General features: G+C 72.4%; 24 protein-coding genes. 15 read left to right on the plus strand and 9 right to left on the minus strand.

The window, feature by feature from the left end:
• On the minus strand, positions 1–811 hold an 811-nt coding region (locus ETU37_RS16795; protein WP_129988511.1), incomplete at its 3' end, for a flagellin N-terminal helical domain-containing protein.
• A 216-nt stretch (positions 812–1027) separates the two neighbouring features.
• Positions 1028–1921: a sigma-70 family RNA polymerase sigma factor gene (locus tag ETU37_RS16800; RefSeq protein ID WP_129988512.1), complete on the minus strand. Its 894-nt coding sequence runs from the start codon at positions 1919–1921 to the stop codon at positions 1028–1030.
• 302 nt (positions 1922–2223) lie between these two features.
• On the opposite strand from ETU37_RS16800, the gene ETU37_RS16805 reads away from it, so the two are divergent.
• From ETU37_RS16805 to csrA, 5 genes are all read left to right on the plus strand, one after another.
• On the plus strand, positions 2224–2715 hold the full coding sequence (locus tag ETU37_RS16805) for a flagellar protein FlgN (protein WP_129988513.1): 492 nt from the start codon (positions 2224–2226) through the stop codon (positions 2713–2715).
• 4 nt (positions 2716–2719) lie between these two features.
• Positions 2720–4090, plus strand: coding sequence for a flagellar hook-associated protein FlgK (flgK, locus tag ETU37_RS16810; RefSeq protein ID WP_129988514.1), 1371 nt, complete (start codon positions 2720–2722; stop codon positions 4088–4090).
• A 14-nt stretch (positions 4091–4104) separates the two neighbouring features.
• The gene (gene flgL, locus ETU37_RS16815) at positions 4105–4977 is read left to right on the plus strand and encodes a flagellar hook-associated protein FlgL (protein ID WP_165372571.1); all 873 of its coding nucleotides are present in this window, start codon (positions 4105–4107) and stop codon (positions 4975–4977) included.
• Between the two features lie 59 nt (positions 4978–5036).
• Positions 5037–5435: a flagellar assembly protein FliW gene (gene fliW, locus ETU37_RS16820; RefSeq protein ID WP_240755789.1), complete on the plus strand. Its 399-nt coding sequence runs from the start codon at positions 5037–5039 to the stop codon at positions 5433–5435.
• A 109-nt stretch (positions 5436–5544) separates the two neighbouring features.
• Positions 5545–5820 (plus strand): carbon storage regulator CsrA, encoded by a 276-nt coding sequence (gene csrA, locus ETU37_RS23870; protein ID WP_129988516.1) that lies wholly within the window; start codon positions 5545–5547, stop codon positions 5818–5820.
• Positions 5821–6058: 238 nt separating this feature from the next.
• Here csrA and ETU37_RS16830 read toward each other — a convergent pair whose 3' ends face one another.
• Both ETU37_RS16830 and ETU37_RS16835 read right to left on the minus strand, forming a co-directional pair.
• Positions 6059–6802 (minus strand): sensor histidine kinase, encoded by a 744-nt coding sequence (locus tag ETU37_RS16830; protein ID WP_165372572.1) that lies wholly within the window; start codon positions 6800–6802, stop codon positions 6059–6061.
• Positions 6799–7818 carry a PIG-L deacetylase family protein gene (locus ETU37_RS16835; protein WP_129988518.1) on the minus strand — a complete coding sequence of 340 codons (1020 nt, stop codon included), beginning with the start codon at positions 7816–7818 and terminating at the stop codon, positions 6799–6801. The genes ETU37_RS16830 and ETU37_RS16835 overlap by 4 nt, the downstream gene beginning before the upstream one ends.
• Positions 7819–7914: 96 nt before the next feature.
• On the opposite strand from ETU37_RS16835, the gene ETU37_RS16840 reads away from it, so the two are divergent.
• The 7 genes from ETU37_RS16840 (at position 7915) to ETU37_RS16870 (ending at position 14489) form a co-directional block, all read left to right on the plus strand.
• The gene (locus tag ETU37_RS16840) at positions 7915–8289 is read left to right on the plus strand and encodes a phage holin family protein (protein ID WP_129988519.1); all 375 of its coding nucleotides are present in this window, start codon (positions 7915–7917) and stop codon (positions 8287–8289) included.
• A 2-nt stretch (positions 8290–8291) separates the two neighbouring features.
• Positions 8292–8822: a low molecular weight protein-tyrosine-phosphatase gene (locus tag ETU37_RS16845; protein WP_240755790.1), complete on the plus strand. Its 531-nt coding sequence runs from the start codon at positions 8292–8294 to the stop codon at positions 8820–8822.
• Positions 8823–8832: 10 nt separating this feature from the next.
• Entirely contained in the window at positions 8833–9699 is an 867-nt protein-coding gene (locus ETU37_RS16850; protein WP_338068621.1) for a fructosamine kinase family protein, read from the plus strand.
• Between the two features lie 149 nt (positions 9700–9848).
• Positions 9849–10886 carry an EAL domain-containing protein gene (locus ETU37_RS16855; protein ID WP_129988521.1) on the plus strand — a complete coding sequence of 346 codons (1038 nt, stop codon included), beginning with the start codon at positions 9849–9851 and terminating at the stop codon, positions 10884–10886.
• A gap of 41 nt (positions 10887–10927) precedes the next feature.
• Complete coding sequence (locus tag ETU37_RS16860) at positions 10928–11641, plus strand: response regulator transcription factor (protein ID WP_129988522.1); 714 nt, start codon at positions 10928–10930, stop codon at positions 11639–11641.
• On the plus strand, positions 11641–13062 hold the full coding sequence (locus ETU37_RS16865; RefSeq protein ID WP_129988523.1) for a sensor histidine kinase: 1422 nt from the start codon (positions 11641–11643) through the stop codon (positions 13060–13062). The genes ETU37_RS16860 and ETU37_RS16865 overlap by 1 nt, the downstream gene beginning before the upstream one ends.
• Before the next feature lie 98 nt (positions 13063–13160).
• Complete coding sequence (locus tag ETU37_RS16870; RefSeq protein ID WP_129988524.1) at positions 13161–14489, plus strand: S1C family serine protease; 1329 nt, start codon at positions 13161–13163, stop codon at positions 14487–14489.
• A 143-nt stretch (positions 14490–14632) separates the two neighbouring features.
• Here the strand turns inward: ETU37_RS16870 and ETU37_RS16875 are convergent, their stop codons facing one another.
• From ETU37_RS16875 to ETU37_RS16885, 3 genes are read right to left on the minus strand one after another with little or no spacing between them, the layout of a single operon-like run.
• Positions 14633–15892 (minus strand): anthranilate synthase component I family protein, encoded by a 1260-nt coding sequence (locus ETU37_RS16875; RefSeq protein WP_240755791.1) that lies wholly within the window; start codon positions 15890–15892, stop codon positions 14633–14635.
• Positions 15889–16470, minus strand: a complete 582-nt coding sequence (locus tag ETU37_RS16880) for an anthranilate synthase component II (protein ID WP_129988525.1) — start codon at positions 16468–16470, stop codon at positions 15889–15891. Before ETU37_RS16880 ends, ETU37_RS16875 begins: the two co-directional genes overlap by 4 nt.
• A 7-nt stretch (positions 16471–16477) precedes the next feature.
• Entirely contained in the window at positions 16478–18433 is a 1956-nt protein-coding gene (locus ETU37_RS16885; protein ID WP_129988526.1) for an anthranilate synthase family protein, read from the minus strand.
• 97 nt (positions 18434–18530) lie between these two features.
• Between ETU37_RS16885 and ETU37_RS16890 the strand changes: the two genes are divergently transcribed.
• Positions 18531–19112, plus strand: a complete 582-nt coding sequence (locus tag ETU37_RS16890) for a DUF6226 family protein (protein WP_129988527.1) — start codon at positions 18531–18533, stop codon at positions 19110–19112.
• Here the strand turns inward: ETU37_RS16890 and ETU37_RS16895 are convergent.
• Together ETU37_RS16895 and ETU37_RS16900 are read right to left on the minus strand one after the other, a co-directional pair.
• Positions 19090–21291: a HelD family protein gene (locus ETU37_RS16895; RefSeq protein WP_240755792.1), complete on the minus strand. Its 2202-nt coding sequence runs from the start codon at positions 21289–21291 to the stop codon at positions 19090–19092. The two genes, ETU37_RS16890 and ETU37_RS16895, sit on opposite strands and share 23 nt — an antisense overlap.
• A 123-nt stretch (positions 21292–21414) precedes the next feature.
• Positions 21415–21873, minus strand: coding sequence for a DUF1801 domain-containing protein (locus tag ETU37_RS16900; protein WP_129988528.1), 459 nt, complete (start codon positions 21871–21873; stop codon positions 21415–21417).
• 82 nt (positions 21874–21955) lie between these two features.
• On the opposite strand from ETU37_RS16900, the gene ETU37_RS16905 reads away from it, so the two are divergent.
• Together ETU37_RS16905 and ETU37_RS16910 are read left to right on the plus strand one after the other, a co-directional pair.
• Positions 21956–22216 carry a hypothetical protein gene (locus ETU37_RS16905; protein ID WP_129988529.1) on the plus strand — a complete coding sequence of 87 codons (261 nt, stop codon included), beginning with the start codon at positions 21956–21958 and terminating at the stop codon, positions 22214–22216.
• On the plus strand, positions 22213–23181 hold the full coding sequence (locus tag ETU37_RS16910; RefSeq protein WP_165372573.1) for an SPFH domain-containing protein: 969 nt from the start codon (positions 22213–22215) through the stop codon (positions 23179–23181). Before ETU37_RS16905 ends, ETU37_RS16910 begins: the two co-directional genes overlap by 4 nt.
• The last annotated feature ends 58 nt before the right edge of the window (positions 23182–23239 follow it).

Below are 23239 nucleotides of genomic sequence, written 5' to 3' on the forward strand. Positions count from 1 at the left end.
ACTGGAGCAGACGCAGGACGCCCTGCGGCGCCTGGTTGGCCTGGGCCAGCATCGCGGTGCCGGCCTGGGACAGGATCTGCGCGCGGGTGAAGCTGACCATCTCCGACGCCATGTCGGTGTCGCGGATCCGGCTCTCCGACGCCGAGAGGTTCTCCACCGCGACGTTGATGTTGTTGATGGTGTGCTCGAACCGGTTCTGGATCGCTCCCAGGTTCGCACGAGCCGAGGAGACCTTGGTGACCGCAGCCTGCACGGCGTCGCTCGCGTTCGCAGCCGTGATGTCAAGCGCGGTTGTGTCGGTCGTGGGCTTGTAGGACAGGTCGACGGAGATGGTGTCCGCGCCGGCGTACCCGACCTGGAAGGAAACCGTGCCGGCCGGGGTCCCGGTGGCGTTGCCGAACAGGGCGACACCGTTGAACTTGGTGTTGGTCTCGATCCGGCCGACCTCAGTCTTGAGGGCGTCGAACTCCTGCTTCAGCGCCAGCTTGGACTCCGTGTTCTGGGTGCCGTTGGCGTACTGAACTGACAGGTCGTTCATCCGCTGCAGCATCGAGTGCACCTCCGTGAGCGCACCCTCAGCGGTCTGGACGAGGCTGACACCGTCCTGGGCGTTGCGAGCCGCGACCTTGAGGCCACCAACCTGCGAGCGCAGGCCCTCGGAGATCGCGAGGCCGGCAGCGTCGTCGGCAGCGCGGTTGATGCGGAAGCCGCTGGACAGCTTCTCCAGGGACTTGGACATCTGGCCCTGGGTGACCGACAGGTTGCGGTACGAGTTGAAGGCGTCGATGTTCTGGTTGATGCGAAGACCCATTTGATTTTCCTCCTTGAAGCGGGTCGGCGGCTCCTCCATGAGCCGCGCTGATGATGACTTCGGCCGGGTGGCCCCGGACCTGAAGGGATCTGAGTGGTTTTTTTGTCCGTTTCGCCCGATGCGCTCCTGGAGCAGCGCTCAGGCGGGGACGTCGTGGTCTCGACGGGCTCGACCAGCCGGGGTCGAGTGGTCTCGACAGACTCGACCAGCCGGGGGTCAGGCGGTCGCGACGACCTCGGAGGCCGTCTGTGTCAGCCGCGACGCGAACGAGCGGTGCCCGGCGACGGAGGCGTAGTAGGCCTCCTTGCGACGGGCGGCGCAGCCCGCCTTGGCCGGCTCCTGGTGGAGCTCGGTGTCGAGGTTCGCGGTGAGCGCACCGCGGAGCAGCTGGACGGCCTCGGCACGTAGCTGTGAGATGCGCGAGTCGGTGACCCCGAGCTCGGCGGCGATCTCGGCCATCGGGCGCTCGGCGAAGAAGTAGCCACGCACGACGACCTGGAGCCGCTCGGGCAGCTGGTCGACGGCGTCGTGCAGGTAGGCCAGACGCTCACGGTCCTCGAGTACGTCGAGCGGCGTGGGCCCGGCGGAGGGCAGGAGGTCCTCGGCGGTGCCGTCCTCGAAGCCGTCCAGCGACATCACGGAGGCGCGGGAGAGGTCGTCCTGGTGGGCGGCGAGCTCGGAGGTGCCCATGCCCAGGGCGGCGGCGACCTCGGCGTCGGTGGCGACGCGGCCGAGAGTGACGGCCAGGGTGTTGCGGGCCTCGTCGACCTGGCGGGCGCGGCGGCGGACCGAGCGGGAGGCCCAGTCGAGGCTGCGCAGCTCGTCCACGATCGCACCGCGAATGCGGGTGGCGGCGTAGCTGGAGAACTTGACGCCACGGGCCGGGTCGTAGGCGGCGGCGGCCTGGGCCAGCGCCATCATGCCGGCGGACATCAGGTCCTCGCGGGCCACGTGGCCTGGGACGCGGGTGGCCATGTCACGGACGATGTGACCGACCAGGGGCAGGGTCTGGCGGACCAGCGCGTCGGTGTCGACCTCCTGGACGGAGCCAGTGACCTGGGAGTCACGGTCGAGCACGGCGGCCGGAGCGGCAGCGGCAGGGGAGTTCATCGGGAGCACGACGAGGTTCTCGGTGTCCGGCGTGCCCCGCTTTACTGCAGCTTCAACTTTTAGTCCGTGTCGCTGGCTTAATGGTCGGGCGGAGTCACCCCCGGAGTAGTCCTAGTGGGCCATACGGGTCTCGGCCGTTCAGGAAACTGGACGGATTTCGGTGCCAGGAAATGCTCAGAGGCTCGCGCAGCGCGCCGATCGGTACTGGGTCGTCACCTGTCCCGGTCACCACGACGGGCTCGGAGCAGCAGGGGGCGTCGCAACTCTGTTCACCAGGATCACCAGCCCGAAGGGCCTGCACCATGTCGATGGAAGACCTCTCCTCGGTTCTCTGGCGCGAGCGTGAGCTTCTCGAGACCCTCCTGTACAAGCTGGAGGTCGAGCAGCTGGTTCTGGCCGGGGGACGTACCCACTGGCTGGCCACCGCCGCCCGCGAGGTCGAGCGCGTGCTCGACCGCATCCGGGAGATCGAGGTGCTGCGCGCCCTCGAGCTCGACGCCGTGGCCGAGCAGCTCGGCCTGGAGCCCAACCCGAGCCTCCACGAGATCGCCGCCGCCAGCGACGAGCCGTGGCGCAGCATCTGGCTCGACCACCGCGAGGCCTTCACCACCGTCGCGACGGAGATCTCCGCGATGTCGGAGACCAACCGCGAGCTGCTGACCGCCGGCTACCACGCCGCGCAGGCCACCCTGCTCTCCCTCTCCGACGGCGCCGGCACGTACGGCGCCGACGGCGCGCTGGCCACGCCGACCGCGGCCACCCGCCGCGCCTCGCTCCTGGACCGGAGCATCTGACGTCATGTCCGGCACCTTCTCCTCCTTCAACACGGCACTGTCCGCGCTGCGCTACAACCGCGTCGCGATGGACGTGGCTAGCGGCAACGTCGCCAACGCCGGCACGGAGGGGTACGCCCGTCGCCAGGTCGTCGGTCAGGCGACCGGCGCCCCGGCCGTCCCCGCGATGTGGTCCCGCTGGGACCTCAACAGCGGCGACGGCGTCCAGCCCGGCGGCATCAAGCGCATGGTCGACCCGCTGCTCGACGCGCGGGCGCGGCTGGAGCACTCCGCGTCCTCGTTCCTGGACGCCCGGGTCGACTCGCTGAACCGCTTCGAGACCGCGCTGGCCGAGCCGGGCGAGAACGGCGTCGCCGCCGCGCTGGCGTCGTACCAGGCCGGCTGGCACGACGTCGCCAACAACCCCGGCGACTCCGCCGCCCGCGCCCAGCTCCTCGCCCGCGCCGAGACCCTGCGCGCCGCCATCTCCGGCCAGGACCGCGCGGTCCGCACCGAGTGGGCCGACCAGCGGTCGCGGCTCTCCGCCGCCGCCGAGGAGGTCAACCAGGTCGCAGCCGAGCTGGCCAAGGTCAACGACGGCCTGCGCAGCTCCTACGTCGCCGAGACCGACGCCGGCGTGCTGCTCGACCAGCGCGACCTGCTCACGATGCGGCTCGCCGAGCTCACCGGCAGCAAGATCACGATCAACCCGGACACCACCGTCGACGTCACGGTCGCGGGCCAGCCGCTGGTCACCGGCAACGTCGCCGCCGCGGTCACCGTCACCGGCGCGACCGAGCTGGCCGACGCTGCCGCAAGCCCGGTGCAGCTCCTTGTGGGCGGTACGGCGGTGACGCTGACCGCCGGCGAGGTCGGCGGCATCCAGAGCGTGATGAACACCGACCTGCCCAACTACCTCACCAAGCTCGACGCGTTCGTCGCGCAGCTGGTCAGCGACACCAACACCCAGCACGCGCTCGGCAGGGACCTCGACGGCGACGCGGGCGCACCGTTCTTCGCGGGGACGACGGCCGCCACGCTGACCGTCGCGATCATCGACCCGAAGGACGTCGCGGCCGGCGACCCGACCAAGGGCAAGCTCGACGGCAGCAACGCCACCGCCCTGGCCGGCCTCGACATGGGCGGCCGGTCGTACCGCGAGCTGATCACGACCACCGGCGTCCTCATCTCCTCCGCGAACCGCGGGGCCGCCAACCAGTCGGTGCTGGTCTCCCAGGTCGACGCCTCCCGTGAGGCGCTGTCCGGCATCAGCATCGACGAGGAGATGGTCAACCTGCTCGCCGCCCAGCGCGGCTACGAAGGAGCGTCGCGGGTGCTCACCACGATCGACTCCGTCCTCGACACCCTGATCAACCGGACGGGCCTGCTGCGATGACGACGACACCACGTGTGACCCAGCGACTGATGATGGAGCGCTCCCTCACCGCGCTCAACACCGGGATGGGCCGCCTGGCCCGGACCCAGGAGCAGCTGTCCACCGGCCGGCTGATCAACCGGCCGTCGGACTCACCGACGGGCACCAACGACGCGATGCGGCTGCGGGCCCAGATGTCCGCCGACACGCAGTACTCGCGCAATGCCTCCGACGGGCTGGCCGCGCTCGGCCAGGCCGACAGCACCCTGCAGTCCATGAGCGACCAGGTCCGCCGGGCCCGCGAGCTCATCCTCCAGGGCAAGTCCACGGGCTCCGCCGGACCCGAGGCGCGCACCGCCCTCGCCACCGAGCTGACGCAGATCCGGGAGTCGCTGCTCACCATGGCCAACACCCAGCACATGGGCCGCTCGCTGTTCGGCGGTACGTCGGACAACCCGGTCGCCTACCAGCCCGACGGCTCGTTCGTCGGCGACGCCAACGAGGTCGACCGCACGGTCGGCCAGGGCATCAGCGTGAAGGTGAACGTCGCGGGCCCCGACGCCTTCGGCACCGGCGCGGACAACCTGTTCAACGTCCTCACCGGCGCGATCGGCAACCTGACCGGGGACCCCACCCAGCTCGGTGGCGACCTCGACAAGCTCGACGCCGTCGCGACCACGATGCGCACCGCGCTGGCCGACGTCGGCACCCGCTATGGTCGGGTCGAGACGGCGATGAGCACGCTCACCGACGCCAACCTCACCAGCACGGCGGCGCTCTCCGAGGTGGAGAACGTCGACATCGCCAAGGCGGTGGTCGACCTCCAGATGCAGGAGGTCGCCTACCAGGCAGCACTGGGCGCGACCGCCCGCGTGCTGCAGCCCTCGCTGCTGGACTTCCTGCGGTGACGGCCGTGGCAACCGTCGAGATGACGACTTCGACGCAGACGACCCAGGAGGACGCGACCGTGTCTGGCGAGATCCCCGTGCTGGAGATGGTGCACCCGTTCGTCGGGTTCCCCGACCACACCCGGTTCGCGCTCGCCCGGCTCGACGACGAGGGCACGGTCTGCGACCTGCGCTCGGTCGACGACCCGGCCGTGAGCTTCGTGGTGGTCCCGCCGCACGTGTTCTTCGCCGACTACGGCCCGGAGGTCGACGACAGCACCGTCGCGATGCTCGGGGTCGAGAGCGAGGACGACCTGCTCACGCTGGTCGTGGTCACGCTCGGCGAGACGGCCGAGGACGCGACCGCCAACCTGCTCGCGCCGGTGCTGGTCAACCACCGCACCCGCAGGGCTGCGCAGGTCGTGCTGGACGACCTCGAGCTGCCGATCAAGGCTCCGCTCGCCGGCGCCTCGGCCTGACCCAGCCTGAACCTCGGGCGCGGCCGCTGCGGCGGTCCGCGCGCGCCGGCGCCTCCGGACGGGTACCGTTACTGGCTCGCACCCCTGCCGCGCCCAGGAGGACCAACCCATGCTGGTGCTGAGCCGTCGCCTCGGCGAGAGCGTCGTGATCGGCGACGACGTCGTGGTCACCGTGCTCGAGGTCCGCGGGGACGTGGTCCGGATCGGCGTCGACGCCCCGCGCAGCGTCCCGGTCCGCCGGCAGGAGCTCCTCGAGGAGGTCGCGGCGACCAACAAGCAGGCCGCCTCCCCGTCGCCGCAGGCCGTGGCGGACCTGTCCCGCCTGGTGGGCTCGCCGGCCACGCCGAAGCAGCCGCCGACGGAGCGACCGGGCCAGTCCTCGTAGCCCGACCGGGTCACCCCGGTCTGCCGGAACGGTCGGACCTTTCCTCGACTGTCCGATTTGCACGTTTTGTACGTTGCGCTGAGCCTCGAAGAGGCGACCATGGTTCTACCGGCGGTCGCGAGGGGACACCTGACCGACGGGCCACCAGTGGGGGCACAAGGGTGGGGGGAATGGGGGACTCGGGAACACAGACGGGCCCGCTCGATCGAGTCGAGCGGGCCCGTCCTCCGTTGGTGGGTCAGCGCGGGAGGACGGCCGGTACGGCGACCCGGAACGCCGCGCCACCGAGGTGGGAGTCGCCGACGGCGATCGTGCCGCCGAGCGCTTCGGCGACGCGGGCGCACGTGGCAAGGCCGGTGCCGGTCGAGCCGGAGGCACCGGACCCGCGGGCCAGCGGCTCGAACACCCAGGAGCGCTTGTCGGCCGGCACACCCAGCCCGTCGTCGTGCACCTCGAGCCACCAGCCGGCGTCGTCGACCGTGCCGACGTCGACGACGACGTGCGGAGCGGGTCCCGCGTGGACGAGGGCGTTCTGGACAAGGTTCTGGACGAGCATCGCGAGCAGCGTCGGGTCCGAGTCGACGACCAGGGACGCTGGGGCCTCCACGGTCCCGCCGGCCTCACGGATGCGGGCCTCGAGGTCGCCGACGACCTGCCGCACGACGGCGGCGACGTCGACCGGCTCGGTGCGCGGCCGGAGGTCGAGGGTGGCGTAGGCGAGCACGTCGTCGACGGTCCTGCGCATCCGCTCCGCGGCGCCGAGCGCGGCCCGGACCGCGGCCAGCGTTCGCTCCGGGACATCCGGGTCGAGCAGGCCGTCCGCGAGCTGGAGCTGGCCGATGATCGCGCCCAGCGGGGAACGGAGGTCGTGCGCGACCCGGGCGGCGAAGGAGGCCAGGTCATCGTTGCTGCGCAGCAGCGCGCCGACCGCGTCGAGCAGCGCGTCCTCGCGCTCCCGGTCGGGGTCGGCCGGTGAGGTCACGAGCGCGCGGCCCGGGCGACGTCGCGGGTCACGACCAGCGGTTCGGCGTACCGCGTTCCTGCGAAGCGTCCCCAGTAGCGGGCGGTCGCGAGGACGAGCTCCGGGTCCATGTACCTCGCGTGGGACTGCGTCTCGTGGCAGCGGAGCGCCTCGAGCTTGAGGTCGATCGTGGCGGTCACGTCGGCGAAGCGCCCCGGTCGGTAGTCGACCGTCGCCGACGGGCTCTGGAAGCACAGCACCGTCGGCACGCCGCGGCTGGCGACGAGGCCGGCCCGGTGCACGGCCCGGTGGTCCTGGTGGGTGTCCTCGGCGGCGTGCAGGTAGACCACGTCGGGCTCGAGCTCCTTCACCACCGTCTCGATGACGCCGACCGTGGGCTGGCCGTCGCTGATGGCGGTGTCGGGGAGGTTCTCGTGGACGAGGGTCGCGCCCAGCACGTGAGCCGCGGCGGCGGCCTCGGCCGCGCGGGCGGTCGGGACGCCGCCGACCTCTCCTCCGGACAGGACCAGCATCGTCACCAAGTGGCCGGAGCGACCGTGTTGGGCGAGCGTGGCGCCCACGCCCAGCTCGGCGTCGTCGGGGTGCGCGGAGATCGCGAGCACCTTCAGCGGCGCGGCGGCCGCCAGCGCGGCACGGCGGCGGTCGACGAGCGTGCGCGCGACCTCGGCGAGCCGGCGCGGGTCGACCGGCTTGGCCAGGAACTCCGCGGCGCCCGACCGCAGCGCGGTGACCGCGTTGTCGAAGCTGGTGTGCCCGCTGAGCACCAGCACCGGCACCAGCGGATGCCGCGCGGTGACCTCGGCGGCGAGCGCGAGGCCGTTCATGCCCTGCGGGTCGAGGTCGATGTCGGTGACGACGAGGTCCAGGTCGGCCCGGGCCTGCGCGAGCCCGGTCTCGGCATCGGGCGCCTCGACCACGTCAGCACCGAGCAGGTGCCGCAACACGTCGACGACCAGCCGCCGCATGTCGGCGTCGTCCTCCACGACGAGCACGCGCGGCGCCCCGAGGTCGGCCACGGCGACTCCTCCCGCCTCTCGAAAGGTCTCCGAGCCGTCAGGGTATCGATTGCTTCAGCAGTAGCGCTCGCGCACCGACCTGGCAGTATCGCCACTGTGAGGTTCTTGATCTGGGTCACCGTCAACGCGCTCGCGCTGGCGGCCGCCACCGCCCTGCTCTCGGGGATGAGCGTGACCGGCGACACCCGACAGGACCAGGTGATCACCCTGGTGCTCGTCGCGCTGATCTTCGGCGTCGTCAACGCGATCATCAGCCCCGTGGTCAAGCTGCTGTCGCTGCCGTTCATCATCCTGACGCTCGGCCTGCTGCTCTTCGTGATCAACGCCCTCATGCTGCTGCTCACCGAGTGGCTGGCCCAGGCGTTCGGCCTCGGCTTCCACGTCGACGGGTTCTGGACGGCCGTGCTCGGCGCCATCATCATCACGATCGCGACCTGGGTGCTCGAGCTGGTCCTGCCGGACAAGGGCTGACCGTGACGTCGCTGCCCCCACCACGGCCGGACGGGTCCGGTACGCCGTACCGGGTCGCCGTGGTCTGCCTCGGCAACATCTGCCGCTCCCCGATGGCCGACGTCGTGCTCACCGACCGGGTGACCGACGCCGGCCTCGAGCGGGTCGTCGAGGTGGTCAGCGCCGGCACCGGCAACTGGCACGTCGGCAACCCGATGGACCGGCGGGCCGCCTCGCTGCTCACCGCGCACGGTTACGACGCGAGCCGGCACAGTGCGCAGCAGTTCGAGAAGACCTGGTTCACCGAGGCCGACGTCGTGCTGGCGATGGACGCCGACAACCTCGCGGACCTCGAGGCGCTGCGGCCGGTCGACCACGACCAGGGCCGGCTGCTGATGTTCCGCGACTTCGACCCCCGCAGCGGCGGCGACCACGACCGCGAGGTACCCGACCCCTACTACGGCGGCGACGACGGCTTCGAGGCCGTGCTCGCCATGGTCGAACGCACCAGCGACGCGATCGTCGCCGACCTGATCCGCGTGGTGGGCGGCTGACGTGGCGCGGATGGGCGCGATCGCGCAGCGCGCCGAGGCCCTCCTCGGTACGGCGGTCGCCGCGACGTCGCCGGTCGCCGGCGGCGACATCTGCACGTCCACCCGGCTGCGGCTCTCCGACGGCCGCAGCGCCCTGATGAAGACCCGGCCGCACGCCCCGGCCGACTTCTTCACCACCGAGGCGGCCGGGCTCCGCTGGCTCGGCGAGGCCACGGCCGGCGGAGGCGTCGACGTACCCGAGGTGCTCGCCGCCGAGGAGGACTGCCTCGTCCTGGCCTGGGTCGAGAGCACCCGGCCCACCCTCGAGGCGGCCGAGCGGTTCGGCCGGTCGCTGGCCGCCACGCACGCCGCCGGGAGCCCGGTGTTCGGCACCGAGTCCGGCGGCGACGGCTACATCGGGACCCTCCCGCTGCCGCAGCGCAGCGCGCCGACCTGGCCCGAGTTCTACGCCACCCGCCGGCTGCTCCCCTACCTCAAGCTCGGCCGCGACCGCGGCCACGTCAGCCCGGAGGACGCCGGCGCGGTCGAGTCGGTGGTCCGCCGGATCGTCGACCTCGCCGGCCCCGACGAGCCTCCCGCCCGGCTGCACGGCGACCTGTGGGGCGGCAACGTGCTCTGGTCCGGCGACAACCGGGTCTGGCTCATCGACCCCGCCGCCCACGGCGGCCACCGCGAGACCGACCTCGCCATGCTGGCGCTGTTCGGCGTGCCCCAGCTGCCCCGGGTGCTCGACGCCTACGACGAGGCGGCTCCGCTCGCCGAGGGCTGGCACGACCGGGTCGCCCTGCACCAGCTCTTCCCGCTGCTCGTGCACGCCTGCCTCTTCGGCGGCGGCTACGGACCCCGCGCCGGCGAGGCCGCCCGGTCGCTCCTCTGAACCGTCCGCGACGCCGGCGGACCATCGGTCCACGAAACTGGACATTTGGTCCGAAAAGCGTCCGCACCGCCTCGGAAGTTGGGACCATGGTCGGGACCGAGGGAGCGCGCGACGTGCCTTCCCGCCCACCCGGAAGCAGGGGGCACCCGATGTCCGTGCTCGCGCCGCGGTACGCCACCGACTGGGTGCGCATGCTCGCGCGGGCGCTGCGCGGCGAGGGCGTGGCGATCCACTTCCAGCCGATCGTCGACCTGGAGCGCGGCCAGGTCGTCGGCCACGAGGCGCTGCTGCGCTTCCCGGGCCACGCGGTCAACTCGCCCGCCGAGTGGGTCGACGCGGCGCACGCCCACGGCTGCGGCGCCGAGCTCGAGGCGCTCGCCATCCGGCTGGCGCTCGACGCGCGCCGCGAGCTGCCCGCCGGCACCTTCCTCTCCGTCAACGTCGCCCCCGCCGTGCTGCCGCACCCGGCGGTCCGGGACGCGTTCGCCGACGCCGCCGCCCTCGACGGCGTCGTCGTCGAGCTGACCGAGCACTCCCGCGTCGAGCACTACGGGGTCCTCGCGGCGGAGCTGGAGCGGCTGCGCTCCGCGGGCGGCGTCATCGCCGTGGACGACACCGGCGCCGGGTACGCCGGCCTGCACCACTTGATCAGCGTGCGTCCCGAGATCATCAAGCTCGACCGCACCCTGGTCGCCGGCATCGACCGCGACCGGCCCCGCCGCGCGCTCGTCGAGATGTTCGGCGCCTTCGCCAACCGCTTCGACGCCTGGGTGCTCGCCGAGGGCGTCGAGACGACCGGCGAGCTCGGCACGCTCCGGCAGATCGGCGTACCGCTCGCCCAGGGCTACCTCCTCGGCCGGCCCACGCCCGGCTGGTCCGACGTCTCCGCCGAGGCCCGCGACCACCTCCGCACGCTCCAGCGCGCGCGCACCGGTGACACGCTGCGGCTGCTGGTCGAGCCGGAGCCGCCGGTGCCCGGCACGTCCGACGCCACCGCAGCCGACCACCTGCTGCGGATCGACGTCGACACCCCCGTCGCCGAGGCCGCGCACCGCGCGCTCAACCGCGCCGCCGCGCAGCGCTGGGACCCCGTGCTCTGCCTCGACGGCCAGGGTCGTTTCGTGGGTGTCGTCCGCATGGAACGCCTCGTCGAGCAGCTCGCCGTCGCCGCCACGACGGGCTCCTGACTTCTCAGCGCCGACTCAGGTCGGGGTGGCACAGTGGGGGCGTGCCGACCGGTTCCGAGTCCCTCGCGCGCGTGCTCGTCGTCGACGACGACCGCGCCGTCCGCGAGTCGCTGCGCCGCTCCCTCGAGTTCAACGGGTACGACGTCACGCTCGCCAGCGACGGAGCCGAGGCGCTGGCCAGCATCGCCGGCCGGACCCCCGACGCCCTGGTCATCGACGTGATGATGCCGCGGCTCGACGGCATCGAGACGACCCGCGCGCTTCGTACCGCCGGCAACGACCTGCCGATCCTCGTGCTCACCGCCCGCGACTCCGTCGGCGACCGGGTCGAGGGTCTCGACGCCGGGGCCGACGACTACCTGACCAAGCCGTTCGCGCTCGAGGAGCTGCTCGCCCGGCTGCGCGCGCTGCTGCGCCGGGCGCACGCGCCCGAGGGCGAGGACGACCTCGACGACGCCCGGCTGTCGTTCTCCGACCTCACCCTCAACGTCGCCACCCGCGAGGTGCGCCGCGGCGACCGGCCGATCGAGCTGACCCGTACGGAGTTCGCGCTGCTCGAGATGTTCCTCAAGCGGCCGCGCCGCGTGCTGGAGCGGGCGTTCATCCTCGAGGAGGTGTGGGGCTACGACTTCCCCACCACCGCCAACTCCCTCGAGGTCTACGTCGGCTACCTGCGCCGCAAGACCGAGGCCGAGGGCGAGCCCCGGCTGATCCACACCGTCCGCGGCGTCGGGTACGTCCTCAAGGAGACCTGATGGTGGTCCCCGGCCCCCGGTCGTGGCACTACCGGCGGTCGCTGGCCAGCCGCGTCACGCTGCTCGCCACCATGGCCGTCGGCCTCGCCGTCGCCGCGCTCGCCGTCGCGGCGTACGTCACCGTCCGGCACCAGCTCCTCGACACGCTCGACCACTCGCTGAAGAGCCGCGCGCTGGCCGCCGCGCAGTCGAGCGCGATCAACCGGCTCACCCGCGAGGAGGTGCCGTCCTGGGTCGTCGGTGCCGCCGACATCCGGATCGGCACGATCAGCGCCTCCGGCGAGATCGACGGCACCCGGTCCCAGGGCGGCGCGCCGATCACGCTCGGCGGCCCCGAGCTCTCGGTCGCGCGGGGCGAGCAGACCTGGACCTGCCGCACGATCACCACCGCCGACGGCGACTTCCGGGTCGCGGCCGTGCCCAGCAACGAGCCGGGTGTCGCGCTGGTGCTCGCGCAGTCGCTGGAGAGCAACCACTACACGCTGGAGAAGCTCGGCTTCGTGCTGTTCGTCTTCGGCGCGCTCGGCGTGATCGCCGCGACGCTCGCGGGTTGGGCGGTCGCCCGCAACGGCCTGCGGCCGGTACGACGGCTGACCGCCAAGGCCGAGGAGATCGCCCGCACCGAGCAGCTCGACCCGATCGAGGTCGAGGGGAACGACGAGATCGCCCGGCTCGCCTCGGCGTTCAACGCCATGCTGGCCGCGCTGTCCGCCTCCCGCGACCGGCAGCGCCAGCTCGTCGCCGACGCCGGGCACGAGCTGCGCACCCCGCTCACCTCGCTGCGCACCAACCTCGACCTGCTCGCCCAGGCCGACCAGCGCGGCGGCCTGTCGCCGGAGTCCCGCGTCGAGCTGATGGACGACGTGCGCTTCCAGATCGCCGAGCTCACCAACCTGATCGGCGACCTCACCGAGCTCGCCCGCGAGGACAGCACGCCGGCCGCCGTCGAACCGGTCGACCTGGCCGACGTCGTGACCCGGGCCGTCGAGCGGGTGCGCCGCCGGGCGTCGAGCCTGCACTTCGACGTGCACGCCCAGTCGTGGTGGGTCACCGGCGAGGCGCCCGCGCTCGAACGCGCCGTCACCAACCTCCTCGACAACGCGGCGAAGTGGAGCCCGCCGCTCGGCGCCGTCACGGTCACCCTCGACCACGGCGTGCTGCGGGTCGCCGACCAGGGCCACGGCATCACCGACGAGGACCTGCCGCACGTGTTCGACCGCTTCTACCGGTCGAAGGAGTCACGCACCCTGCCCGGCTCCGGGCTCGGCCTCGCGATCGTCCGGCAGATCGCCGAACGGCACGGTGGGTCGGTCCGCGCGGGCCGCGCCGAGCCCGAGGGCGGGGCGGCGTTCTGGCTGTCGCTCCCGGGCTCGACGACCGCGCCCGACAGCGCGCCGAGCGACGTCGTCACCACGCCCTGACCGCCGTACCCCGGGTGGATCGACGCTGGTTGTGACATCAAACCAACGTCAAAGCCGCCTCTCAGCGCGGATTCAGGTCGGCTCGTCATCCTCGAACCATGACCGAGACCCCCCGCCCGCAGCCGGGCCCCGACGCCGGACCCGAGACCGGCGACACGCTCCAGATGCAGTCTCCCCCGCAGGGGCCGGACACGACCACCCATCGGTACGAGCTCCCGGGGTTTGCCGCGCCGCCGGCGCGGGGAGGTTCTCGCCCGACCAAGGGAGTCGTCGCGGGGATCCTCGCGGCTTCTCTCGTCGTCGGAGGACTCGCCGGGCTGGCTGGCGCCGCCGGGTACTCCGCCGTGGACGACCTCGCCGGAGGTGGCGCGCAGCAGGCGCCATCTTCGGCGGGGAACACCCGCACCGCGATCACCGGCTCCACCGGCTCCACGGACTCGGCCGGGTCCACCGGTTCCACCGCGGCCGACGGCTCCGTCGAGAAGGTCGCCGCCTCCGTCCTCCCGTCGGTCGTGAAGATCAACGTGACCGGGCAGCAGGGCGCCGGCTCCGGCTCCGGCATCATCCTGAGCGCGGACGGTGAGATCCTCACCAACAACCACGTCGTCGAGGTGGCCGGCGACGGCGGCACCATCTCGGTGAACTTCAACGACGGCAGCACCGCCAAGGCCGAGGTCGTCGGCACCGACCCGCTCACCGACATCGCGGTGATCAAGGCCGAGGGCGTCTCCGGTCTCACCCCCGCCACCATCGGCAGCTCCGGACAGCTCGCCGTCGGCGAGAACGTCGTCGCGATCGGCTCCCCCTTCGGCCTCGAGGCCACGGTGACGTCCGGCATCGTCAGCGCGCTCAACCGACCGGTGTCCGCCGGCGAGACGGGCGGCACCGACACGACGTACCCGGCCGTCCAGACCGACGCCGCCATCAACCCCGGCAACTCGGGAGGCCCGCTGGTCAACATGCGCGGCGACGTGGTCGGCATCAACTCGTCGATCCGTACGGCGTCCTCCGGGATGACCGGGAGCGAGGCCGGCTCCATCGGGCTCGGCTTCGCGATCCCGATCGACAAGGTGATGCCGATCGTCGACCAGCTCCGCAACGGCGAGACGCCCACCCACGCCCGGCTCGGTGTCTCCGTGGCCGACGCGTCCAGCAACGACGGCCTGCTCACCGGCGCCGGCGTGCAGTCGGTGTCCGGCGGCTCGGCGGCCGAGGCGGCCGGCCTGGAGCGCGGCGACGTCATCACCAAGGTCGACAACCAGGTGATCTCCGACAGCGAGTCGCTCGTCGCCACCATCCGCGGCTACCGCCCCGGCGACCAGGTCACGCTCACCGTGGTGCGCGGCAGCGGCAACGACACCAGCAACACCAAGCCGATCACCCTGCACGCGGCCCTCGACAGCGACGGCGGCCAGGCCGCCAGCTGATCCGCGAGGAGTCAGTTTTCAGGACCCCCACCAGGACTGACTCCTCGCCATCTCGGCCGGCCGGTCCTCGCGCGATCCCCGCGCGAGGGCCGGCCGCTGTGCGTCGGCGTGTGGGGTGCCACGAGGCGGAAGAAGCCGACCCCTCACGGAATCAGGGGGGCGCGGAGCCGGGCGGCCTTCCAGCGGGTCTCGGCCCACTCCTCGTCGCCGTCGGAGCGCACCGTGATGCCGCCGCCGGTCCCCCACGTGTAGGCCCACTCTCCGCCGTCCCGGTCGCTCGTGCGGCGGGCGACCAGGCTCCGGATCACCACACCGAGGTCGGCGCGGCCGTCGCCGGAGATCCAGCCGAACGCCCCGGCGTACACCCCGCGCGGCGACTCCTCGACCCGGTCGATGATCTCCATCGTCCGCAGCTTCGGCGCGCCTGTCATCGACCCCGCCGGGAACAGCGCCCGCAGCGCCTCGACGGTCGTGACGTCGTCGCGGAGATGTCCTCGGACGGTCGAGACGAGCTGGTGGACGGACGGGTACGACTCGACCTGCATCAGCGCGGGCACCTCGACCGAGCCCGGCTCGCACACGATCGAGAGGTCGTTGCGGAGCAGGTCGACGATCATCAGGTTCTCGGCCCGGAACTTCGGGTCGGCCGCGAGCCGCGTCGCCTGCTCCGCGTCGTCGGCCGCGTCCGTCCCGCGCGGAGTGGTGCCCTTGATCGGCTTGGTCTCGAGCCACCGCTGGCGGTCGACGACGGCGTACCGCTCGGGGCTCGAGCTCAGCAGCGCGACGTCACCGTGGCGCAGGAAGCCGGCGTACGGCGCCGGGTTGGCGGCGCGCAGCGCGAGGTACGCCGTCACCGGGTCGACCGACGACGCCCGCTCCTCCCGGTAGGTCAGGTTGACCTCGTAGGAGTTGCCGGCGTGCAGCTCCTCCTGGACGGCGGCGAACGCCTCGGCGTACCAGCCGGGCGTCGGCTCGTCGCCCGCGTCGACCGCACCGGTGGGTTCCGCCGTCAGCTGGTGCTCGATCACGAGCGGGTCGCGCACGCGCATCCACACCGCGTCCGGTACGTCGGCCGCGGGGCGCGCCGGGAGGTCGGGCCGCGACGCGTAGCCGAGGTAGCCCACCCACGACACGTCCGGGGCGCCACCGTCCCGGGCGATCTCCCCGGCCAGGACCGTGAAGACGTCGTCGCCGACCACGACGGACCGGCCGCGCTGGTGCCGCCGCACCTCGCGGGCCCCGGCGTCGTAGGTGAGGGACACGTCGTCCTCGTCGAGGAAGCCGAGCAGCGACCGGTGCCCGGACCACGGGCGGGCGCCGCCGCCGTCGAGCCAGAACATCCGGTCGTGCGTGGCGGCGCCGGCGAGGAAGGCCTCGACCGGGTCGGTGTGCTCGGCAGTCACGACAGCTCCAGGAAGTTCGCGACCAGCGCGGCGCCGTGCTCGGTCAGCACCGACTCGGGGTGGAACTGCACGCCCCACAAGGGTTTCGCGCGATGGGCCACGCCCATGACGACCGGCCCGTCCGGGCCGTCGCACCAGGCGTTCTCGGCCAGCACGCCGGGCACCTCGAGCGCGGCGAGCGAGTGGTAGCGCACCGCGTCGAACGGCGACGGCAGGCCGGCGAACGCTCCGGTCCCGTCGTGGCGCACCGCCGCGACGTCGCCGTGGGCGGGGGTCGCGCGGCCGACCCGACCGCCGTACGCGGAGACCAGGCCCTGCATCCCGAGGCACACCCCGAGCACCGGCACGGTCGCCTCGAGCAGCAGCCGGCGGCCGACCGAGAAGTCCCGCGCGTCGTCGGGGGTGCCGGGCCCGGGTGAGAGGACGAGGTGGGTCCAGCCGCCGGCGAGGACGGCGTCGGCGGTGACGTCGTCGTGCTCGACCACGTCCGGTACGGCGCCCGCGACCTGGGCGACCAGGTGGACGAGGTTCCAGGTGTACGAGTCGTGGTGGTCCACCACGAGCACGCGCCTGGTCACCTGCAGATCATGCCAACAGGTCGCGCACGAGGTCATGCAGAAGGTCGTAGCCGCGCTCCGTGAGGATCGACTCGGCGTGGAACTGGATGCCGCGGAAGTGCGGGCCGCGCACGACGTGCACGTCTCCGGTGTCCGGGTCGGTCTCGACGCTCACCCCGTCGGGCAGCGACGTGGCGCCGTCCACGCCGCCGACCCGCCCGACGAACGTGTTGTAGAAGCCGACCCGTTCGGCCCGGCCGTCGATCTCGACCGTGGACTGGGTGCCCTGGAAGACGATGTCCTTGAACGTCAACGGGATGCCCAGGTGGTGGCAGAGCGCCTGGTGGCCGAGGCACACCGCGAGGAACGGCCGGCCCTGCTCCATCAGCTCCGCGACGGCCGCGCGCAGGCGCACCATCTTGGGGTCGTCGTCGTCGCGCGGGTCGCCCGGCCCCGGACCCACCACGACCAGGTCGTAGCCGTCGAGCGCCCCGGCGGCGTACTCCTCGTGCCGGACCACGTCGCTGGACATGCCGAGCACGGACAGGACGTGCCGCAGCATGTTCACGAAGTCGTCCTCGCCGTCGAGGATGACCACCCGCTTGCCGCGCAGCCGCGGGTCCGGCGGGGCGCCCGCCTGGTCGGTCAGCCAGAACGTCGACAGCCTCCGGTTGCGCGCGTTGAGCGCGACCAGGACGTCCTCGTCGTTGACCAGCTGCGCGACGTCGGCGGACGGGGTCGGCGCGGCCGGGCGCAGCCCGAAGGCGCTGAGGATGCCGCCGGCCTTCGCGTGCGTCTCGGCGACCTCGTACGCCGGGTCGGAGTCACGCACCAGCGTCGCGCCGGCCGTCACGGTGAGCCGGCCGTCGAGGTCGACGTCGGCGGTGCGGATCACGATCGGGCTGTCGACGACCGGGTAGCCCTCGGGGTCGCGCCCGAAGATCGCCAGCGCGGCGCCGTAGTAGCCGCGGCCACCGGGCTCGTACTGCTTGATCAGCCGGCAGGCGTTCTCGACGGGGCTGCCGGTCACGGTCGCGGCGTACATCGTGTCGCGGAGCACCTCGCGCACGTCGCGGCGGGTGCGGCCGGCCAGGAGGTACTCGGTGTGCACCAGGTGCGACATCGGCTTGAGGAACGGACCGAGCACCTGGCCGCCCTCGTGGCAGATGTCGCACATCATCTTGAGCTCCTCGTCGACCACCATGAAGAGCTCGTAGATCTCCTTCTCGTCCTTGAGGAACGACAGGAGGTTGCGCTTGAGGTCGGGCGTGGGCTCGCCGTCGGCCGCGGCGACCGGCGAGGTGGGCAGCCGGAACGTGCCGCTGATCGGGTTCATCCGGACGTCCCCGCCGTCGGGGCCGCCGTGCACGCTGACGTGCCGCTCGGGGCTGGCGCCGACGAGGTAGCGGTCGCCGGTGAAGAAGCAGAACGTCCAGTACGACCCGCGCTCGCGCTCCAGCAGCCGGCGGAACACCGTCAGCGCGACGTCGGCGCTCCAGTCGGCGAGCACCGCGCGGTAGTGCCGGCCGATCACGAGGTTGGCGCCCTCGCCGCAGCCGATCTCGTCGCCGATGATCGCGGCGACGATCTTGGCGTAGGCGTCGTCGTCGATCTCGAAGCCGCCGCGGTCGGTGAACTCGACGGGTACGTCGGGCAACATCGCGAGCGCGTCGGCGACCGTGCACTCGAACTCGTCCTCGACGTCCACCACGACCAGCGGCGTGCCGTCGTCGTGCGCCTCGAAGCGGCGCTCGGCGACCTGCCGGAACGGGACGGCCACGAGGCGGTCGCACCGGCGTCCCGGCGCCGGCACGCCCTGCTCGAGCGGGATGTCCGCGATGCTCTCGGCCACCCAGCGGCGGCCGCCGACGAGGCCGACGGTGTCGCGGTCGCCCACGCGGGTGGAGCGGCGGATGATCGCCCACGCCTCGTGCCCCATGATCGCGTCGAGCGCGGCCCGGGCGGGGGTGGTGGCGTCGTCCATGGCCGGAAGCCTACGGGTCCTCGGCCGCACCGACCCGGCCCGTATCACCGCGGAAACTCGCGGGCGCGGCGGGCGTCCGCGGCCTAGCGTCGTGGTCGTGACCGACGTGAGGAAGGAGCTGGCCCGCGACCTGGAGGAGCAGTTCGCGGTCGTCCGCACGCACGCGGACTGGCCGGACCCGTGGCCGGACCGGCAGGTGCCGGACGAGGCGTACTCGCGGGTGACCGAGCCGGAGCGCTGGCTGATCGGTCGGGACCGGGGCGAGGCCTGGGCGCGGGCGCTGGTGACGGTCGGGCTGGCCGCGCGCAGCGACGAGGCGGAGGGGATCCGGCTGGTCCCGGGTGCACCCGGTGCCCTCACGATGTTGCTGGTCCCGCACCCGGCGGCGCTCGAGGTGCGCGCCGGCGACCCACCCGTGGCGGCGCTCGAGGTCGACTGCTACTGCGACGCCTGCGACTCCGGGTCGTCGGACTTCCTGCGCGAGATCGACGACGCCGTGTGGCACGTGATCGAGGGCGGCTTCGTCCGGATCGACCTCGGCGGCGCGGCGATCACCACTCACCGCGACGGGTGGAGCAGCAGCGGGGTGCTGGGTCACGGCGAGACCGAGCGGCTGATCGCGGACGCCCGCGTCGGCCGCAGCCGCTATCCCGTCGTCAGCGGGACTGCGTGGTGGTGACCGTCAGCATCCGCTGCGTGGCCCGGGTGTAGACGACGTACAGCGTGGCGCGGCCGGTCGCCGACTCGCGCTCGATCTCCTCGGGCTGCACGACGAGGATTCCGTCGAACTCCAGGCCCTTGGTGTCGAGACCGGTCAGCACCGCGATCCGTGCCTCGTGGCGCGCGTCGCCGCGGGTGTCGTCGGCGTGCTCGGTCCACGACTCCAGCCACCCGGCGACCTCGGCCCGGCGCTCGACCGGGACCACGACCGCGACCGTGCCCTCGACGGCGCCGGACAGCTCGGAGAGAGCCTTGCGCACGCCGTCGTGCAGGTCGTCGACGTCCCGCTCCTCCGGCCCGACGCCGGTCGACCGGACCGCCTGCGGCAGGTCGGCGTGGAGGCCCACGCGCTCGGCGTACCGCGCGGCGAAGTCGTAGACCTCCTTGCTGTTGCGGTAGTTGGTCGACAGGTGGAACTCGTGGCGAGGCTTGTCGCCGAGCGCCTCCTCGCGGGCCCGGGCGGCGTGGGCGGGCACCGGCCAGGACGACTGCGCCGGGTCGCCGACGATGGTCCAGGTCGCCATCCGGCCGCGGCGGCCGACCATGCGCCACTGCATCGGGGTGAGGTCCTGCGCCTCGTCGACGAGCACGTGGGCGTAGCCGTCGTCCTCGGTGCGGGTGGTCGAGGCCGGTCCGCGGGAGAACTCACGGTCGGTGATCGTGGTGAGCTCGGGCATGTTCTCGTCGACGAGGTGCGCGAGCGGGTCGTCCTCGTGGGGCTTCTCGGGGGCGTCGCCGAGCAGGTAGCGCAGCTCGTCGAGCAGCGCGACGTCCTCGACCGACCAGTCTCGGTCGTCGCGGCCGGTCCACGAGGCGGTGAGCAGCGCCCGGTCCTCCGGGGACAGCACCCCCTCGCCGACCCGGCCGAGCAGCTCCTCGTCACGCAGCCAGCGCAGCACGTGGGTCGCGTCGAGCGCCGGCCACCAGGTCAGCGCGAACTCCACGAACGCCCGGTCGCCCAGCATGGTGTCGACGAACTCGTCCTTGCCGCGCGCCCGGCCGCGCTCGCCGGTGACCTGGCGCCACAGCGCGTCGAGCAGGGTCGAGGCCACGCGCGGGAGCTGGCGGTTGCGCTTGCCCTGCGACAGCAGCTGGCGGCGCAGCTGGTTGAGGTCGCGGCCGCTCAGCGTGAGCCGGTCGTCGCGGTAGAACACGCTGAACTCGTGTGGAGCGCCCGGCACGGCCTGCCGCGACAGCCGTCGCATCAGCTCGGCCATCCGGGCGGCACCCTTCACGTCGGCCACGGCCGGGGCGTCGTGGCGGCCGGACCGCACGCCGTCGACGACCTCGCCCAGCGAGCGCAGTGCGACGGCGGTCTCACCCAGCGACGGCAGCACCCGCTCGATGTAGCGCATGAACACGCCCGACGGCCCGACGACGAGCACGCCGCCGGTCTCGTAGCGGCGACGGTCGGAGTAGAGGAGGTACGCCGCGCGGTGCAGCGCGACGACGGTCTTGCCGGTGCCGGGACCGCCGCTGATCGTGACGACGCCCTTGCTGGGCGCGCGGATCGCCTTGTCCTGCTCGGCCTGGATCGTCGCGACGATGGAGTGCATCGTGCGGTCGCGGGCGCGGGAGAGCTGGGCCATCAGGGCGCCCTCGCCGACGATCGGCAGGTCGCCGGCGCCGTCGGCCTCGGGGTCGAGCAGGTCGTCCTCGACGGCGGTGACGCGGGCACCGGCGCAGCGCAGCACGCGGCGTCGTACGACGCCCTGCGGGTCGGCGGCGGTGGCCTGGTAGAAGACAGCGGCCGCGGGCGCACGCCAGTCGATCAGGAGCGAGTCGCGGTTCTCGTCGCGCAGGCCGATGCGGCCGATGTAGCGCGGTCCGTCGGCGCGCACCTTGGTCTCGTCGAGGTCGAGCCGGCCGAAGACCAGGCCCTCGTGAGCGGCGTTCAGCGTGGCGATCCGCTTGGCCGCCTGGAACACCATCGCGTCGCGCTCGACGAGGCCACCGTCGTGGCCGAGCGTGCCGCGACCGTGGCCCTCGCGGGCCAGGGCCTCGGCGTTCCTCGTCGACGTCTCCAGCTGGCGGTAGACGCGGTCGACGAACGCCTGCTCGTGGGCGATCTCGCGCTCCGCCTCGTCGACGTCGCCGTCGACGGGAGGAGCGATCTGGTCGACAGACCCGTGGTTCACGCTTCCCCTGGTTGTGCTCGTGTGTGCCTCGATACCCGAACGTCGTGCGGATTCGGGCAAGAGCGAGAGTCTACCCGCGGCCCCGGCGATGATTCGCGGGGTTTCCAGGGATTCGTCCGTGAGTCAACGACCCGTGCGGGTCGACGCCCGGGCGGCCTCGTAGCGTGCGATGAGCTCCGCGGGCGGTACCCGGCGGACGACCTCGCCGATCACGTCGAGCGGCACCTGCTCGAGCCGGGTGAACCGCACGCAGGACTTGCCCATGTCGAGCCTCAGCCCGCGCTCGGCGTACTGCGCGCGGAACCAGGCCTCGAGCTCCGCGTCGCCGTACACCGACATCAGGTAGAGCGCCATGTGGCGCTTCTGGGAGGCGAGGCCGGCGAGCGCCAGCGGCTGGCCGTTGTAGGTGTCGGGGTAGACGTCGAGTGGGATGCCCCAGCCGATCATCCCGTAGCCCATCGACTCCTCGTAGCCCTCGGGCAGGTGCTCGTTGACGACGTCGCGGATCGTGCTGATCGCCTCGCGACGGTTGTCCGGCAGCTCGTCGAGGTACTCCTCGACCAGGGACGCGTCCGACCTCATGCGCGTCAGTATCGCGCCCGGGACCGACTGCTGGGATAGCCTTCCCGCACCATCCGGTGATCGGTCGCGAAGGGGGCGGGCCATGACGCCGATCTTTCTCGTGCTGCTGCTCGTGGTCGCCGCCGTCGCCGGTGTCGCGGGCTACGCGCTCGGCCGGGGTGCGGCCGGGCAGGCGACGGTCGACGCCGAGGCGGTCGAGGCGGTACGCCGCGAGGTGCTCGGACTGCGCGCGCTCGTCGGCCGGATCAAGGACACCGCCTGGGACCACCGCGAGCTCGACAGCACGCTCGCCACGATCATCGTCGACGAGATCCGCACCTACGAACGAAAAGAGCTCGAGTGAGCGTCAACCTGCCCAAGGTGAGGTCCGGCGCGAAGAGCGCGGCCCGGGTGGTCGTCACCGGAATCGGCGTCATCGTGGCAGCCCTGATCGTGCTGCTGTTCGTGCGGCCGTCGACGGCGTCGACCGGGCCGGACCAGGTCGCGCTGCACTACAAGGGCGGCGCCTTCTCCAGCAAGCGGTTCTCCGACTGCATCGCGCCCTCCAACCGCGTCTTCGACGGTCCGGGCGACTCGCACTTCGCGTACCCGTCGTCGCAGACCAACTTCGTCTTCGACGCCGACCCCGGCAGCGACGGCCGGCAGATCACGTTCGTCACCCGCGACGGCATCGAGATGGCGGTCGAGGGCGTCACCAACTTCCTGCTCAACACCGCTTGCGAGCCGATCAGGATCGGTGAGTCGCGGTACACCGGCGGCACACTGCAGCGCTTCCACGAGCTGATCGGCAACCGCTACCAGGCGTACATGACCGAGGACGGGCAGCGCTCGGACGGCTGGCGGCAGATGCTCAACGTCTACATCGCGCGTCCGCTCGACACCGCGATCGACCGGGCCGGCCAGAACTACACCTACACCGAGCTCTACACCGACCCGACCAAGAAGGCCGACTGGGAGCAGGACGTGCTCGACCAGCTGCCCACGCTCGTCAACCGGCAGACCGACGGCGACACGGAGTTCTTCCTCAACTTCGCGATCACGCTGCAGAAGCCGGAGCCGCCGCAGGCGATCAAGGACGCCCTGGTCAAGCAGCAGGAGGCGGTGGCGAAGGCGAAGGCCGCCGAGGCCGAGGCGTCCGCCCGCGAGGCCGCTGCCGAGGCGCAGATCGCCGTGGAGCGCGCCGAGGCCGCGAAGATCAACGAGCGGATCAAGGTGCTCGGCCGCGAGGGCTACCTCAAGCAGTACTCCATCGACCACGGCCTGAACCCGTACCAGCCGTCGACCAACGGGATCATCACCGGCAACTGACGCCCGGTCCGACCCGGCTGACGGGACTGCTTGTTGCCAGTCGGGACGATCCGCGAAA

This window comes from Nocardioides iriomotensis, from assembly GCF_004168035.1.
Taxonomy (GTDB): Bacteria; Actinomycetota; Actinomycetes; order Propionibacteriales; family Nocardioidaceae; genus Nocardioides_B; species Nocardioides_B iriomotensis.

What these genes read in the sequence shown, in the direction of transcription:
- ETU37_RS16800 (WP_129988512.1), bottom strand. Translation starts at nt 1,921, where the DNA reads ATGAACTCCCCTGCCGCTGCCGCTCCGGCCGCCGTGCTCGACCGTGAC.
- ETU37_RS16805 (WP_129988513.1), top strand. Translation starts at nt 2,224, where the DNA reads ATGTCGATGGAAGACCTCTCCTCGGTTCTCTGGCGCGAGCGTGAGCTT.
- flgK (WP_129988514.1), top strand. Translation starts at nt 2,720, where the DNA reads ATGTCCGGCACCTTCTCCTCCTTCAACACGGCACTGTCCGCGCTGCGC.
- csrA (WP_129988516.1), top strand. Translation starts at nt 5,545, where the DNA reads ATGCTGGTGCTGAGCCGTCGCCTCGGCGAGAGCGTCGTGATCGGCGAC.
- ETU37_RS16850 (WP_338068621.1), top strand. Translation starts at nt 8,833, where the DNA reads ATGGGCGCGATCGCGCAGCGCGCCGAGGCCCTCCTCGGTACGGCGGTC.
- ETU37_RS16855 (WP_129988521.1), top strand. Translation starts at nt 9,849, where the DNA reads ATGTCCGTGCTCGCGCCGCGGTACGCCACCGACTGGGTGCGCATGCTC.
- ETU37_RS16865 (WP_129988523.1), top strand. Translation starts at nt 11,641, where the DNA reads ATGGTGGTCCCCGGCCCCCGGTCGTGGCACTACCGGCGGTCGCTGGCC.
- ETU37_RS16870 (WP_129988524.1), top strand. Translation starts at nt 13,161, where the DNA reads ATGACCGAGACCCCCCGCCCGCAGCCGGGCCCCGACGCCGGACCCGAG.
- ETU37_RS16885 (WP_129988526.1), bottom strand. Translation starts at nt 18,433, where the DNA reads ATGGACGACGCCACCACCCCCGCCCGGGCCGCGCTCGACGCGATCATG.
- ETU37_RS16900 (WP_129988528.1), bottom strand. Translation starts at nt 21,873, where the DNA reads ATGAGGTCGGACGCGTCCCTGGTCGAGGAGTACCTCGACGAGCTGCCG.
- ETU37_RS16905 (WP_129988529.1), top strand. Translation starts at nt 21,956, where the DNA reads ATGACGCCGATCTTTCTCGTGCTGCTGCTCGTGGTCGCCGCCGTCGCC.